The sequence below is a fragment of the Erythrobacter sp. CCH5-A1 genome (assembly GCF_001557115.1).
Lineage (GTDB): Bacteria > Pseudomonadota > Alphaproteobacteria > Sphingomonadales > Sphingomonadaceae > Erythrobacter.
On sequence record NZ_LSKQ01000040.1, the window covers coordinates 1 to 14,941 of the forward strand.

The 14,941-nt window shown below is 68.7% G+C and carries 15 protein-coding genes; 9 read left to right on the forward strand and 6 right to left on the reverse strand.

Annotation, left to right across the window (positions count from 1 at the left end; translation table 11 throughout):
• From AX708_RS02080 to smpB, 5 genes are all read right to left on the reverse strand, one after another.
• On the reverse strand, positions 1–871 hold an 871-nt coding region (locus AX708_RS02080), incomplete at its 3' end, for a DUF4139 domain-containing protein (RefSeq protein WP_369815580.1).
• A gap of 12 nt (positions 872–883) precedes the next feature.
• Complete coding sequence (locus AX708_RS02085; protein WP_066530626.1) at positions 884–2,404, reverse strand: DUF4139 domain-containing protein; 1,521 nt, start codon at positions 2,402–2,404, stop codon at positions 884–886.
• 106 nt (positions 2,405–2,510) lie between these two features.
• Positions 2,511–5,012 carry a response regulator gene (locus tag AX708_RS02090; protein ID WP_197426143.1) on the reverse strand — a complete coding sequence of 834 codons (2,502 nt, stop codon included), beginning with the start codon at positions 5,010–5,012 and terminating at the stop codon, positions 2,511–2,513.
• 59 nt (positions 5,013–5,071) lie between these two features.
• On the reverse strand, positions 5,072–5,683 hold the full coding sequence (locus AX708_RS02095) for a DUF2062 domain-containing protein (protein WP_197426142.1): 612 nt from the start codon (positions 5,681–5,683) through the stop codon (positions 5,072–5,074).
• Positions 5,684–5,792: 109 nt separating this feature from the next.
• Entirely contained in the window at positions 5,793–6,275 is a 483-nt protein-coding gene (gene smpB / locus AX708_RS02100; protein WP_066530623.1) for an SsrA-binding protein SmpB, read from the reverse strand.
• Positions 6,276–6,379: 104 nt separating this feature from the next.
• On the opposite strand from smpB, the gene AX708_RS02105 reads away from it, so the two are divergent.
• Together AX708_RS02105 and AX708_RS02110 are read left to right on the forward strand one after the other, a co-directional pair.
• A complete protein-coding gene (locus tag AX708_RS02105; RefSeq protein WP_066530621.1) occupies positions 6,380–7,444 on the forward strand; it encodes a succinylglutamate desuccinylase/aspartoacylase family protein in 1,065 nt (354 codons plus the stop codon).
• 63 nt (positions 7,445–7,507) lie between these two features.
• Positions 7,508–7,873, forward strand: coding sequence for a hypothetical protein (locus tag AX708_RS02110; protein ID WP_066530618.1), 366 nt, complete (start codon positions 7,508–7,510; stop codon positions 7,871–7,873).
• Here AX708_RS02110 and dapA read toward each other — a convergent pair.
• On the reverse strand, positions 7,870–8,751 hold the full coding sequence (gene dapA, locus AX708_RS02115) for a 4-hydroxy-tetrahydrodipicolinate synthase (RefSeq protein ID WP_066530615.1): 882 nt from the start codon (positions 8,749–8,751) through the stop codon (positions 7,870–7,872). The genes AX708_RS02110 and dapA overlap by 4 nt on opposite strands.
• Positions 8,752–8,888: 137 nt before the next feature.
• Here dapA and AX708_RS02120 point away from each other — a divergent pair, with 137 nt between their 5' ends.
• The 7 genes from AX708_RS02120 to AX708_RS02150 all read left to right on the forward strand — a co-directional run bounded on the left by AX708_RS02120 (position 8,889) and on the right by AX708_RS02150 (position 14,888).
• Positions 8,889–10,814, forward strand: coding sequence for a lytic transglycosylase domain-containing protein (locus AX708_RS02120; RefSeq protein ID WP_067489429.1), 1,926 nt, complete (start codon positions 8,889–8,891; stop codon positions 10,812–10,814).
• Between the two features lie 8 nt (positions 10,815–10,822).
• Positions 10,823–11,302 carry a GreA/GreB family elongation factor gene (locus AX708_RS02125; RefSeq protein WP_066532526.1) on the forward strand — a complete coding sequence of 160 codons (480 nt, stop codon included), beginning with the start codon at positions 10,823–10,825 and terminating at the stop codon, positions 11,300–11,302.
• Positions 11,295–11,756, forward strand: coding sequence for a hypothetical protein (locus tag AX708_RS02130; protein WP_066532524.1), 462 nt, complete (start codon positions 11,295–11,297; stop codon positions 11,754–11,756). The genes AX708_RS02125 and AX708_RS02130 overlap by 8 nt, the downstream gene beginning before the upstream one ends.
• Before the next feature lie 41 nt (positions 11,757–11,797).
• A complete protein-coding gene (gene rlmN / locus AX708_RS02135; RefSeq protein WP_066532523.1) occupies positions 11,798–13,057 on the forward strand; it encodes a 23S rRNA (adenine(2503)-C(2))-methyltransferase RlmN in 1,260 nt (419 codons plus the stop codon).
• Complete coding sequence (locus tag AX708_RS02140) at positions 13,054–13,650, forward strand: bifunctional 2-polyprenyl-6-hydroxyphenol methylase/3-demethylubiquinol 3-O-methyltransferase UbiG (RefSeq protein ID WP_066532520.1); 597 nt, start codon at positions 13,054–13,056, stop codon at positions 13,648–13,650. The genes rlmN and AX708_RS02140 overlap by 4 nt, the downstream gene beginning before the upstream one ends.
• Positions 13,647–14,288: an MOSC domain-containing protein gene (locus tag AX708_RS02145; RefSeq protein WP_066532517.1), complete on the forward strand. Its 642-nt coding sequence runs from the start codon at positions 13,647–13,649 to the stop codon at positions 14,286–14,288. Before AX708_RS02140 ends, AX708_RS02145 begins: the two co-directional genes overlap by 4 nt.
• A gap of 135 nt (positions 14,289–14,423) precedes the next feature.
• Positions 14,424–14,888, forward strand: a complete 465-nt coding sequence (locus AX708_RS02150) for a glycine zipper 2TM domain-containing protein (protein ID WP_156443501.1) — start codon at positions 14,424–14,426, stop codon at positions 14,886–14,888.
• The last annotated feature ends 53 nt before the right edge of the window (positions 14,889–14,941 follow it).

Consider the following 14,941-nt stretch of genomic DNA (forward strand, 5'->3'; position numbering starts at 1 on the left):
GCGGCGGGGCGCCGAAGCCGGTGCGGCCGAGAGGATAGCACGTGAGATAGAGCCCCTCGGCCTCCGGCGGATCGGCGAGGTCTTCGTAGTCGCTTTCGACGTTGAGCTTGCCGGCGATGATCTGGAGCTTGGCGTTGTCGAAGCTCTGGCCGTTGTCGTTGACGAGGGTGAGCCAGCTCAGCAGGCCCATCTCGAACTCCTCGCCCGATTGCTTTTCGGTCATCCGGCCGACGTAATCGGCCTGCCAGTCGAAGCCCCAGGCAAGGTAGGTGAGGGTCACGTCATAGGTGCCCCCCTCTGCCGAGCGGGTGTCGACCGAGAACACCGGCTGTGCGGAGAGCCCGGCGGGGACGCGGCCAAAGGTCAGCGTTTCGGGGAGCCCCGAGCACTGCACCGCCTCGAAACCCTGCCCGGTCTGGAGCACGAGGCCCCCGTCTGCCCGCGTGCGCACGACGGCGCTCTCGCTGACCTGCTGGCCGGTCGCGGGGTTCATTCGCGTGATCGTCACCCGGTTGCCCAGCGTCCCGTCAACCAGCGCCGCGGGCGAGAGCAGCTGGGCGTTGCGGTTCTTCTCGATCGTGCCGCCGGGAAGCCCGGTGACGATCGCCGAGACGCCGATCATCCCCTCGGCCACGCCTTCGAAACGGATCGTCGATTCGCCCTTGGGCAGCGTCACCCGGCGCGTCTCGGAGATCATCGCGAGGCCGCCCGGGTAATCCGGGTCGAGCCCCTCCTCCTGATCGCGGTCGGGATCGCGGTAGATCGTGACGGCAAGGTCGACGGGCGCCGAGGCGTCGACCACCTCGCGCGCCCACAGCGGGGCTGAGAGCACGCAGCCCACCCCGGCAAGCATCATCGCGGCAGAGCGCATGGCCCCGCGCCCTCAGTAACGGGTTTCGTAGGTCACGCGGATCACCCGCTCGCCCTCGGCGGGGACGGGGACGATGTAGCGCCGCCGGTCGGCGTTCAATTGCTCGCCCTGAATGTCTTCGGAGGGGATGCGGAAATCGTCCGACCACCAGTTGTTGCCGAGCCCCGTTTGAATGAGCTGCACCTCCACACCCTCGCGCTTCGCATTGGTGAGGGTGTAGCGCATCGTGGTGCGGTAAAAGGTCTTGGGCCGTTCGAGCGTGCCTTCCTCGACCACCTGGCCGTTCTTGACCACCCGCCAGCGGGCGCTCTTTTCCCATTCGGCCGCGGTGATCGTTTCGCGCTTCTCGACCTCGGCCTTCACCGTGATGTCGAAGGCGTCGCCCGTCACCAGCGAAAGGTCGCTGCCCATGGGGGTGTGGCCGATGCCCTTTTCGCCGATGAACTGCGGGGTGCCCTCGCGGTCGCGCTGGTAGAAGCGCACCGTGCCCGCAGGCAGCGCATCGCCGAGGCCCTGATCGCGCGAGGTGGAAAAGGCGATGCGGCTTTCGACGTTGGCGGGCTGCTCGTCGTTCTGCTGGAAGTAGATTTCCTTCGAGTAGATCTTCTTGGCCGGCACTGCCTGCACGTCGAGGAAGCTCACCTGCTTGGTCTGGGCATTGGCGATCGTGGTGCGGGCGGAAATGGGGTAGAGGTAGAAATCACCGAGCCGTTCGCGGCTGGCGGCCTGGGTTCCGGCGCGGGTCATGCCGCGGTCCCCGAAGGAACCGCGCCCGCCGCCGCCATTGGGATCGCCCGCGACCAGCACGGTGTCGGCATTGTGGAAGGTGGTCCCGGTGTTGTTGGTGAGCGTCACCCAGCCCTGCATGTCGATGGTGCCGGCCGCCTCGTTGTAGAGCGCGACGTAATCCGCGTTCCAGCCGAGCCCGCCGGTGAGGTAGCGCAGACTGACCGGACGCGTGCCGGGACGCGACGAATCGACGTTGACGGAAAGCGTGGGACGCGCGCGCAGGTTCGGAGGCACGCGGTCGAAGATCACGCGCACGGGCAGGCCGTCGTCGCGCAGCACCTCGATCCGGTCGCCAATCTGGAGCACGGTGCCGCCCGCGACCGAGAGCACCTTGGCGCGCTCGCGCGTTTCGACGCCGGTCGCGGGGTTGGTGCGCAGCAGCGTGACAGTCTGGCCGATCGCCTTTTCCATGAGCTTGGAGGGGGTGAGCAAGTCGTAATCGAAATTCTGCTCGATGATCGTGGTGCCCGCCGCGGCAAAGCTCAGCGTCTGGGGGCGGATCTGGGCCGAGACGTCGGGGAACTCGACCCGGCTGCGCCCCTGCGCGATGGCGAGCTGGCGCACGTCCTGCACCAGCGCGAGGTTGTTGTTGTAGATGGTGATGGCGACATCGCCCTGAGCGGTCTGAGGCGCGGTTTCGGCCGTCGGCGCTGCCTCGCCCGCCGGCGCGCTCTGCGCCGAGGCGCCCGCCGCCAGAACCGCCGCACCGATGGTGCACGCGCCGATAATCGCCCGGTTGATCATGCCAGTCCCCTCCATTCCTCGTGCGAGAGGATGAACGATTCTGAGGCTTTATCCAAGGTGAACGTGGCGCGGACGGCAAAGAAATCCGCTTGCCGCGCTGCGCCTGTTATGCCCCCGCCCCCTGCACGCCGCGCGCCTCGCGCAGCACCGCGCCGACCTTGTCACCGATCGAGGCGACGCTGAAGGGCTTGGGGATGAAGTGCATGTCGGGAATGTCGATATCGCGCCTGAGCTGCTCTTCGGCATAGCCCGACATGAACAGGACCGGCATGTCGGGGAGCCTGGCGCGGATCGCGCGGACCATCGCGGGGCCGTCCATCCCCGGCATCACCACATCGCTCACCACCAGATCGAAGCGCGTCGTCCCCTCGAGGATCGCCGCCAGCCCCTCCTCGCCATTGGCGCAGGCGGTGACCTCGTAGCCCGCGCGGGTCAGCGCGCGTTCGGCAACGGTGCGGACCATGTCCTCGTCCTCGACCAGGAGCACCTTGCCGCCCGCCGACCAGTCGGACGAGACCAGCTCCTGCACCGGACGCTTCTTGGGCACCTCGCCGCGATAGACCGGGAAATAGACCGTGAACCGCGCGCCGACCGGGTGCCCGGTCTTGTCGGTGATGTTGTCGGCGAAGATGAACCCGCCCGATTGCTTGACGATCCCGTAGGCGGTCGAAAGGCCAAGGCCGGTTCCCTTGCCCTGCTCCTTGGTGGTGAAGAACGGCTCGAACAGCTTGGGGAGCACGTGCGGGGGAATGCCGCCGCCGGTGTCCTGGACGATCAGGACCGTGTAGTCCGCTGCCGGCAGGACTTCCGAGCCCAATTGAACGACCTGCTTGGCCTGGAGCGTGCGGGTGAAAAGCGAGATCCGCCCCACCCCCTGCCCGCGCGACTGGATGGCATCGCGCGCGTTGACGGCGAGGTTCATGATCACCTGCTCGAGCTGCTGCGGGTCCGCGCGCACCGGCCCGAGGTTGCGATCGTGCTGGACGTAGTAGGTGATCTTCTCGCCCAGCAGCCGCTTGATCAGCGGGCTGACCTCGCTGACGACGTCGGGCAGCTGGATGATCTCAGGGCGCAGCGTCTGCTGGCGCGAGAAGGCGAGCAGCTGGCGGGTCAGCGAGGCGGCGCGGTTGGAATTGGCGCGGATCTGCTGGATGTCGTCATAATCGCTGTCGCCCGGGATGTGGCGCAGCAGCATCAGGTCGCAGGTGCCGATGATCGCGGTCAGCACGTTGTTGAAATCATGGGCGACCCCGCCTGCAAGCTGGCCGACCGCCTGCATCTTGGTCGCCTGCGCGACCTGCCGCCTGAGCTGGTTCTCCTGCGAGGTGTCGGCAAGGCTGAGCAGCACCGCCGCCTCGCCCAGCCCGCGCACGCCCGCAAGCCCGAGGCTGACCGGCTCTTCCGGCGCGTTCGTCAGCCGCACCGCCACATCGCCGCTGGTCGCCGGCCCCCGCCCGTGGCGGCGCACCGCATCGGAGAGCGCAGCCTTGTCCTCGCGCACCACCAGATCGGTCGGGAAGGCGGGAATGCCCCGCCCCTCGCGGCCCACCGAGCGCAGGAAGGCGTCATTGGCGAACAGGAAGCGTCCGTCGCGGTCGGTCATCGCGAGGCCGAGCGGCAGCAGCGCGAGCAGCGCGTCGAGCTGCGCCACCCCGGCCTGCGATGCCCCGTCCCAGCCGCTCCCGATGCCGACGCCCGAATCGATCAGCAGCATCAGCGAAGTCGCCTCGTCGGGCCCGGCGGCGGTGACGCGCTCGTCGGGGTTGACCAGCGGCACATCGACCAGCGTCTGCGGCGTGCCGCCGCGGCCCTCGCGCGCGAAGAAGATGCGGTCGCGCTCGTCCGAGCGCAGGAAGCTGACGAAGTCCTGCCCGACAAGGCTCGCGCGCTCATCGCCCGCAGCGCGTTCGGCGAAGCCTGCGCTGACCGCGCGGATCACGCCGTCCGCCGTGGTGATCGCGCTCTCGATACCGGCGCGGCTCAGCATCTTGCCGAAAGGCCCGGCCAGGTCGAGCGCCTGCAGGCTCTCCCCACCCGAGCGGGCGAGCGGCTTCAGGCGCCAGATCAGGTGATCCTCGCCCCGCCCGGCGCGGGTGGCGGTGATCTGCCAGCGGGTCTCGTCGGAGGCCTCGACATCCTCGAGGCTGGCCGTGCCATCGCGCCAGGCATTGCGCGCGAGCAGCGTCACCGCCTCCAGCGCGGCACGCTCCATCGGCAGCGCCGGAGGAGCGGCATTGGCGCCGAAGCTGTCGAGGAAGAACAGGTTGGCGCAGACCATGCGGTTGGCGCGGTCGGTGATCGCGATCGCTTCGCCAGCGCGCTCGATCGCGGCGACGGTGACGCTCCAGTCGGGAGCGGAGAGGCCGTCGGCCTCGGACGGCGCGCGCGCGCGGTCGAGCAGCACCACGCCGCCGAGCAGCACGCCGGCGGCGAGCACGAAGGCGAGCGCGACGATCCCGCTGCCGGTCGCGAACCACAGCAACGCCGCGCTGGCGATCACCCCGCCGCCGAGCCCTGCAAGGAGGCTGACGGGCGGCTGCGCCTCAGCGCCCGCAGCATCGTCGATACGGATCGGACTGCTGGATTGGGTGCCGGTGCGGCGGGACACGAGAGGAAGGCTCCTGGGGCTGTCGGGCGGCCGGACGAGAGGCAGCGGAAGCGCCTCTCCTACCGCGCCCCGAGCCGCTGGTCGAGCCGCGCTTCCATCGCCTTCAACCGTCTGGCGCGCTTGCGGGACACCACGGCGCGCCACACCCAGCCCGACACCAGCCAGCCGACCAGCGGCGTGAAGAGCGAGAGCACGAGATAGCCGAGAATGGTCGCAGCGCCCACCTCGTAGGCCATCGTCAGCCACGCCCAGGCGCCGCTGTCGGCCTGCGAGGCGGCGATGGTCGCGCCGGCGGCATCGAAGCGCAGGAAAAACTCGCCGATGCGGTTGGCGATCACCAGCCAGAAGGGCAGCGTGAAAGGATTGGTGACGAAGGTGACCAGCGCGGCGAGCGGCACGTTGGCCCGCGTCGGCAGGGCGAGGAAGGCCGACAGGAAAATCTGCCCGATGGGGATGATGAAGGCCGCGAACAGCCCCAGCGCCACGCCGCGCGGGACCGAACGCCGTGTGAAGCGCCACAATTCCGGAGACAGGAAGCGGTGCGCGATGGGCGCGAGATACTTATTCTGCGCCATCTCCTCGCGGGTCGGCGTGTTCTTGCGGATCACGTCCATCGCCCAGGTCTTGGAGCGCAGGCCGAGGCCAGCCTTGGCAGGGGGCGGGACGCTCATGCGCGGGGGCTTTCGGCGGAGGGGCAGATCGAAGGGGCGCGCATCATGTTCATATGGGTAACATCGGCTGGGTGACCAGTGGGTGAACTCGCACCCTTCGTGAAATTTCCTAGCCGCGCTCGCGCATGAGCCGCGCCTTGTCGCGCTTCCAGTCGCGTTCCTTGATGCTGGCGCGCTTGTCGTGGGTCTGCTTGCCCTTGGCGAGCGCGAGTTCGACCTTCGCGCGGCCCGTCCGGTTGAAGTAGATCGACAGCGGCACCAGCGTCATGCCCTTGCGCTCGACCGCGCCGAACAGGCGCTCGATCTCGCGCTCGTGGAGCAGCAGCTTTCTCGGTCGGCGCGGTTCGTGGTTGAGGCGGTTACCGTGCGAGTATTCGGGGATGTTGGCGTTCACCAGCCACACCTGCCCGTCGCGCACCTCGGCATAGCTCTCCGCGATCGACGCCTCGCCCGCCCTCAGTGCCTTCACTTCGGTGCCCTGCAAGGCGAGCCCGGCCTCGTATGTGTCCTCGACATGATAGTCGAAGCGCGCCCGGCGATTCTCGGCGACGATCTTCACCTTGTCGAAGGTAACGGGTTTGGGACGGGCCATAAGGGGCGGCGACATAGGCGCTGGGGGCGTAAAAAGCGAGGGCCTTTGCGCTTTGGCGTACCGCAGGGTAGCTTGCTCGCGGGCAACAGGGGAAACAGCGGGCCATGACCATGCCGCAGCCGTTCATCATCGCCGGCACAAGCATCGCGCCCGGCGCCTGCGCCGATGTCGCCTTCCCGATCACCACCATGGCCACCGGCACCACCTCCAGCCTCGCTGTGCGGGTGGTCCACGGCGCGAAGTCCGGCCCTGCGGTATTCGTGAGCGCGGCGATCCACGGCGACGAAATCATCGGCACCGCGGTGATCCAGCGCCTCGCGCAAGCGCTCCGGCCCGAGACGCTCGCGGGCACGGTGCTGCTGGTGCCGGTCGCCAACATCTTCGGCTTCATCAGCCACTCGCGCTACCTGCCAGACCGGCGCGACCTCAACCGCAGCTTCCCGGGCAGCGCGGGGGGATCGCTCGCAGGCCAGCTCGCGCACATCTTCTACCGCGAGGTGGTGGCGCGCTGTTCGCTCGGGATCGACATCCACTCGGCCGCGATCCACCGCTACAACCTCCCCCAGATCCGCATCGCGGCGGGCAACCGCAAGCTGGTCGAACTCGCCATGGCCTTCGGCGCGCCGGTCATCATCGAAAGCCCCTTGCGCGACGGTTCTCTGCGCGATCTCGCCCAGAAGCACGGGGTCGACATGCTGCTGATGGAGGCGGGCGAGGCGCTGCGCTTCGACCGCCTTTCCATCGAGACCGGCGTCGAGGGCGTGACCCGCGTGCTCGCGCATCTCGGGATGGTCGAGGCCGATGACGGCCTCAGCGCGGTCGGCATTCCCGCGCGCGCCAACCGCTCGGTGTGGGTGAGGGCCCCGCGCGGCGGGGTGATGCAGGCGACCCGCACCTCGGGCGATCCGGTGCGCAAGGGCGAGACGCTCGCCTGCGTCGCCGGCCTGTTCGGCGAGGAGGCCGAGGCGCTGGTCAGCCCGGTTGACGGCATCATCATAGGCCACGCCACCCTGCCGGTGGTCCACCAGGGTGACGCATTGTTCCACATCGCCGCGATCGACCACCCCGAGCGGGTCGGCGCCCAGATCGATTCGATCACCGAAGCGATTCTGGCGAGCGAACCGCAGGGCAGCGCGCAAGGGATGCTGGACGAAGACGAGGTGGTTTAAGTCCGTAACCGTCTTGCACCGGAGCAGCCGCTTGCGGCAGGTGGGGACTGAAAGGATTGAACGATGCTTGCCTCCCTCCTTCTGCCGCTCAGCCTGCAAGGCTCGGCGCTCGCCCAGATGAGCGATCAGCAGTTCTGCGCCGTATTTCGGCGCAATGTCGAGGGTCAGCAGCAGGCTTTCGCATATCCGTTGACAGCCGTTGCCACGTCGGTCGATTGCGCCGCGAAGCGGATCAGGGCGAATATGAAGGCCGACCTCAGCGGGCCGTCTCTCGATGCCTATGTGGCTCGTTTTCTTGGCGTGTCACGCGCCGGGGTCTGCAATCTGTCGGACCCGACAATGGCTGCATTCCATAAGCGCGGCTGGAAATTTGCATACCGCTTCGAAGCAGCAGACGGCAGCGTGCAGGAGCACGTGCTCTCCTGCTAGAGCACCCCCGCGCTCACCAGCGCCTCGTCCACCGCCCTCTTCGCCTCGTCCGAGCACTCGACCAGCGGCAGGCGCACCTCCGGCTCGATCCAGTCGTGGACTCGTGAGAGCGCGTATTTCACCGGGGCAGGCGAGGCGTCCGAGAACATCGCATAGTGCAGCGGGAACAGGCGGTCGTTGAGCTGCCGCGCCAGTTTCAGCTCGTTGGCGGCGATGGCTTCGTGGAACTCCGCGCACAGCTTGGGCGCGACGTTCGCCGTCACCGAGATGCACCCGCGCCCGCCTGCCGCCGCATGGGGCAGCCATAGCTCGTCATTGCCCGACAGCTGGCAGAACTCGCGCCCGATCCCCATGCGGTGGTCGGCGACGCGGCTGAGGTCTCCGCTCGCGTCCTTGATAGCGATGATCCGGTCGGGATATTTCCGCACTAGCTCGACCACGGTGTCGTCGAGAATGTCGGTCACCGTGCGCCCGGGCACGTTGTAGAGCACGATCGGCAGATCGCAGTTTTCGGCAAGGTAGCTGAAGTGCGCGATCAGCCCGCGCTGGCTCGGGCGGTTGTAGTAGGGCGCCACGCACAGCCCCGCCGCCGCGCCCGCCTTCTTGGCGAAGGTCATGTGCAGCTGCGCGTTCCTTGTATCGTTCGACCCGCAGCCCGCGATCACCGGCACGCGGCCCGCGGCCTGCTCGATGCAGACCTCGATCACGCGGTGATGCTCGGCATTGGAAAGCGTCGAGGCCTCGCCCGTGGTACCGCACGGGACGAGCGCGGCGCTGCCGTTGTCGATCTGCCAGTCGACCAGCCGGCGAAAGGCGACCTCGTCGAACGCCCCGCCGCGAAAAGGAGTCACCAGAGCGGGTATCGAACCGCTGAACATTGCTATTGCCCTGCCTTCATCTCTAGATACCGGACCAAGGGGCCCTCTCACCCCGTCATCCAACACGTTCACCGCCTGATAAGGAGCCGGTAGGCACTATGTCCAGCATGGGCTGCAAGCTTTTGAATTCCCGCCGGATGTATGCTGCGATTCTCGGGGCCTCGTTGCTGGCGGCATCCGCTTCGCCTGCCGCTGCTCAGGACTGGAGCGGCGGGCAGGATCTCGTCGCCCGCCAGCCGGGCGCCGCCGATGCGGTGATCGCGCGGTGGGAGGCGCTGCAGGCGAACAGGGGCTATGGCTTTGCCGACTACGCGGGTTTCGTGCTCGCCTACCCCACCTTCCCCCGCACCGACATCCTGCGCCTGCGCGCCGAGGCCGCGCTCGAGATCGAGGCGCCTTCGCAGGCCGAGGTGCTGCGCTTCTTCGATGCCAACCCGCCGCTCACCAACCCCGGCCGCGCGCGCTATGCACTGGCGCTCGCCGCCGCGCAGCGTCCCGAGGCGCTGAGCGAGGCGCGCAAGGCGTGGCGCGGCGGGCAGATGGCCGATGCGGTCGAGCTTTATATTTCGCAGCTTTACGGCGCGCAGTTCACGGCCGATGACCACGCGGTGCGCACCGATGCGCTGCTGTGGCAGGGCAAGGCCGATGCCGCCTCGCGGATGGTCGTCAGCCTTGCCGAGGACGCCCGCCCGATGGCGCTGGCGCGCCTCGCGCTGCTGCGCGGCGCGCGGCCCGAAGCCTCGGGACTCGCTGTTCCGGCCGGGGCCGAGGCCGATCCGGGCTATGTCTTCAATCTGGTCAAGTTCCTGCGGGGCAGCGGCCAGAACTACGAGGCCGCGCGGGTTTTCACCGCCCGTCCGGCCTTCGTGCGCCCGGCGCTCGATCCGGAAGCCTTCGTCGGCCAGTTGCTGGGCCTCGCCGAGGATGTCGGCGCCTCCGAGGCGGCACAGATCGCGGCGCGCAGCGGTGATCTTTTCGCGCCGGACGCCGACCTGTCGCAGACCAGCTTCACCCTGCGCGACCGCCTGACCGACCTGATGTGGAAGGGCGGAACCAATGCGCTCTGGCGACTGGGCGATGGCACCGCCGCCGCGCCGCTCTTCGCGCGCTATGGCGATGCCGCCAAGACCCCGCTGACAAAGGCGAAGGGCTATTACTGGGCAGGCCGTGCGGCGCGTCAGGCGGGCGATGCCGCGAGCGCGACGCGCTGGTTCGAGATGGCCGCACGCTGGCCCGATTACTATTACGGCCAGCTCGCCCTGTCGGCGCTCGGCCGCTCGATGCCGGCCTTCGCCGCCCTGCCCCAGCCGCGCATGGAAGCCTCCGCGCGCGCCGAGTTCGAGGCGCGCCCGGTGGTGCAGGCGATCCGTGCGCTCGCCAAGAACCGTCGCGACTGGCGCACCGAGCGCCGCTTCTTCGAAGCCCTCGGAGACGAGTGCGACACCCCCAATGAAATGCTGATGGCGGGCATGCTCGCCAAGGAAACCGGGCTCGACGAGATGGCGGTCGTGCTCGGCCTCAAGATGGGTGAAGTCGGGGTCTCGGGGCTCGAACGGATCGGCTTTCCCACCGTCGCCACGCCGCCCGCCGTCAACGACTGGGTGATGGTCCACGCCATCGGCCGGCAGGAGAGCGAGTTCGACCGTACGCGCGAAAGCCATGCCGGCGCGCGCGGGATCATGCAACTGATGCCGGGCACCGCGCGCGAGCAGGCGGGCAAGCTGGGGGTGCAGTATCTTTCGGCCGATCTCACCGGTTCGCCGCTTTACAACATCCAGCTGGGCGATGCCTATTTCGCGCGGATGCTGGCCTATTACGGCGGCTCCTATCCGCTCGCGATCGGGGCCTACAATGCCGGGCCGGGCCGCGTGAACCAGTGGCTGCGCCTCAACGGCGATCCGCGCACCGGAGCGATCGGCTGGGAGGAGTGGATCGAAAAGATCCCCGCCAATTTCGAGACCCGCTATTACATCATGCGCGTGATCGGCAATGCGGTGACCTATTCGCACATGTATCCCGAACAGGCGGCGCTGCCGCGCACCGTCGACACGTTCTTGCGCTGAGGCCGCTAGTGAAGCCGGCGGGGCCTCCGATCACGCCTCAGTGGATGGCGGCCTTGAAGGCCCGCTACGACCACCTGCCCGGCACCGAGCGGCCGGCAATCGTCGAGATCGTCAGCTGGGCGGCGGGCAACGGCGACCGCTCCGAGAACGGCGACTACCTCTACGGCCGCAAGAAGATGCGCGAGATCGACCGCGAGCTGGCGCACCTCGCCCGCCGCATGAAGGTGCTGCGCGTGGTCGACCCGGCCGCGCAGGTCGACCGCGCGCGCGTTTTTTTCGGCGCGCGCGTCACCATCGCGGACGAGGATGACAACCACCAGACCGTGACGCTGGTGGGCGACGACGAGCAGGACGCAGGCGCCGGCCGCATCGGCTGGAACTCCCCCATGGCGCGTGCCCTGCGGGGCGCTTCGGTGGGTGATGTGCGGGTGGTCGCCCTCCCCTCGGGCACGCGCGAGTGGGAAGTGATGGCAATCGCCTATGACTAGGCCCCTCGCACTAGCCATGCTGCTGCTCGCCGCCGCGCCGCTCGCCGCGCGCGACAGCCTTGGCGTCTATGACGGCTGGGCAGCGTTCCGCGATGCCTCTCCGGCGCGGTGCTACGCAATTGCCAAGGCGGAGGGGAACAGCGCGGTGGGCGCATATGCCACGATCTCGACGTGGCCCGGCAAGGGCGTGCGCGGGGCGGTGCATATCGTGCTGAGCCACGAGGTTTCGCCCAAGGCTACCGTGCGCCTCGCGGTGGGCGACAAGCGTTTCACCCTCGTCACCAAGGGCCGCAACGCCTGGGCCGCCGATCCGCGCGAGGATGCCGCGATCATCGCCGCGATCCGCTCGGCCGCGCGCATGAGCGTCTCGGGCGGCGGGTTCACCGACCGTTACACGCTGACGGGGGCCGCAACCGCGATCGACGCGGCCACAGTGGGGTGTGCCAAGCGCTGACTCGCCAAACCGGCGAAGGCGCACTATATGGCCGCGCACCCATGGCCGATACCGCACTCATGACCATCCCGGGCCTCGTCGACCCGGTGCCCGCCGCGCGCGACATCACGCCGCGCGCCGACGGCCGCGTCGACCTCATCGGCCTCCCCCGCCCGCGCATCCGCGAGCTGTTCGAGGAGGCCGGGCTCGACGCCAGGCAGGCCAAGCTGCGCGCCAAGCAGGTGTTCCACTGGCTCTACCACCGTGGCGTCACCGACTTCACGGCGATGACCGACATCGCCAAGCCGATGCGCCCGTGGCTGGCGGAGCGTTTCGTCATCGGCCGCCCGGATGTGGTCGAGGCGCAGCATTCGGTCGACGGCACCCGCAAGTGGCTGCTGCGCACCGCCGACGGCCACGATTTCGAGATGGTCTTCATCCCCGACGAGACGCGCGGCACGCTGTGCGTCTCCTCGCAGGTCGGCTGCACCCTCACCTGCTCCTTCTGCCACACCGGCACGATGAAGCTGGTGAGGAACCTCACCCCCGGCGAGATCGTCGGCCAGGTGATGCTCGCCCGCGACGCGCTGGGCGAATGGCCGCGCGGGACGATGGTATCCGATGCCGACGCGATCGACGAGGATGACGAGGCCGGCCACTACACCGCCGACGGGCGCCTCCTCACCAACATCGTGATGATGGGCATGGGCGAGCCGCTCTACAATTTCGACCACGTGCGCGACGCGCTGAAGCTGGTAATGGACGGCGACGGCCTTGCCCTCTCCAAGCGCCGCATCACGCTCTCGACCAGCGGCGTCATCCCGATGATGGAGCGCTGCGGCGAGGAGATCGGGGTGAACCTTGCGGTGTCCCTGCACGGCGTTCGCAAGGAAGTGCGCGACGAGTTGGTGCCGCTCAACAAGAAATACGGCATCGAGGACCTGCTGCAGGCCTGCGCCGACTACCCCGGCGCCTCCAACGCGCGGCGCATCACCTTCGAATATGTGATGATCAAGGACAAGAACGACAGCGACGATGACGCGCGCGAGCTTGTCCGGCTCCTCAAGGAATATAACCTTCCCGCCAAGGTCAACCTCATCCCCTTCAACCCCTGGCCGGGCGCGGGCTACGAGACATCCGCGCCCGAGCGCATCCGGCGCTTTTCCGAGATCGTCTTCGAGGGCGGCTTCTCGGCCCCGGTCCGCACCCCGCGAGGGCGCGATATCGATGCGGCTTGCGGCCAATTGAAGACCGCCGCGGAGAAGAAGTCCCGCGCCCAGCGCGACCGCGAAGCCGCCGCCGCGGCAGCCGGGCAGGCTTGAGCACCGATCCCGACACCATCGCCTTCTACCAGGCGCGTGCGCCGCATTACGTGCTGAAGTTCGGACAGGCGCATTCGTGGCAGCTCGACCCATTTCTCGATGGCCTCGCGCCCGGTGGCCGTGTGCTAGAACTGGGCTGCGGCGGCGGGCAGGACGCGGCGCGCATTCGGGAGCGCGGGTTTGCGGTCGACGCGACCGACGCTGCGCCCGCCATGGTCAGAAAGGCCAATGAACGCTGGGACGTGGGCGCAAGGGTGATGACCTTCGACCAGCTCGATGCCGAGGCCGAATATGATGGCATCTGGGCCCATGCGAGCCTGCTCCATGTGCCGCGTACCGACCTTCCCGATGTGCTCGCCCGCATTCACCGTGCGCTGGTGCCCGGCGGCTACCATTTCGCCAGCTACAAGCTCGGAGAGGCCGAAGGCCGCGACGAGTTCGGGCGGTTCTACAACTTCCCTTCGCCCGATTGGCTCACCGCGCAGTATCACGCGATCCCTGGCTGGGAGATCGTCCGGGACGAGCGCAGTCTTGGCGGCGGTTTCGACGGGGTGGAACGCGACTGGATCAACCTTACCGTGAGAAAAGCATGACCCGCTGGACCGTCGAGGCCGTCTGCACCGGCACCGCCCGCCCCTTCCACGGCGCCGAGCTGAGCGCCTTCGCCAAGCAGCCGCGCGAGGGCGTGGTGCAGATCCACGCCGAGGGCCTCGCCCCCGACGAGCAGGCCGACCGCCGCGTGCATGGCGGGCCGGAGATGGCGCTCCACCTCTATCCGCTCGATCACCACGACTGGTGGCGGGGCGAGATCGGTGACCACCCGGCGCTCGCCGAGCCCGGCGGCTTCGGGTCCAACCTCGCGGTGCGCGGGCTGCTGGAGGACGCGGTGCATATCGGCGATCGCTTCCGCTGCGGGACGGCGCTGATCGAAGTCAGCCAACCGCGCCAGCCGTGCTGGAAGATCGAACACCGCTTCGGCCACAAGGGCATGGTCGCGCGCATCATCGCGAGCGGGCGCGGGGGCTGGTATTTCCGGGTGATCGAGACCGGCGAGGTGCAGGCGGGCGATTCGCTCGAACGCGTGTCGCTCGGCGCGCAGGAATGGAGCGTCGCGCGGGTGTTCCGCGCGCTGGTTGCAGGCAAGGGCACGCCCGAGGAATATGCCGCGCTCGCGGCACTTCCCGCTCTCACCCCGCGCCTGCGCGAGCGCGCCGCGGCTAAACGCGGGTGAGGCACGGTTCATCCCGAACCCTCCCAAACTGAACAAATCCTGCTGTTTCCTGAAAGGCTCGTTCAGCCAGCGTTCGCGTTAGCTGAACGAAAAGGGGGTCGCTCCACACGGGAGCCGCCACAAGGATACGCAACCATGAAACACCTCGCCCTGCTCGCCGCCGCTGGTTCGATGGCCGCCTTCGCCGCTCCGGTGCAGGCTGCCGAGCTTGCCGCTGCTCCCTCGCCGCTCTTTGCCGGCTACAACGCCGCGCCCGCCTATGCCCCCGTCGCCGCCTATGACGATGACTGGCGCGATGACCGCCGCGACTGGCGCCGTGACCGCCGCGACGACCGCCGTGACTGGCGCGACGATCGCCGCGACTGGCAGCGCGAGCGCCGCCTGAGCCGCAATGACCGCGTGTGGCGCGGCGACGACGGCCGCTACTACTGCCGCCGCGACAACGGCACCACCGGCCTCGTGGTCGGCGCCATCGGCGGGGCCCTGCTGGGCCGCACCGTCGACACCCGCGGCGACCGTTCGCTCGGCACCCTGCTCGGCGCGATCGGTGGCGGTCTGCTGGGACGCGAAATCGACCGCGGCGAAGCGCGCTGCCGCTAAGCCGGACTGATTGGGGGCGGGCATCTGCCTCGGCAGGTGCCCGCCCCGTCGCC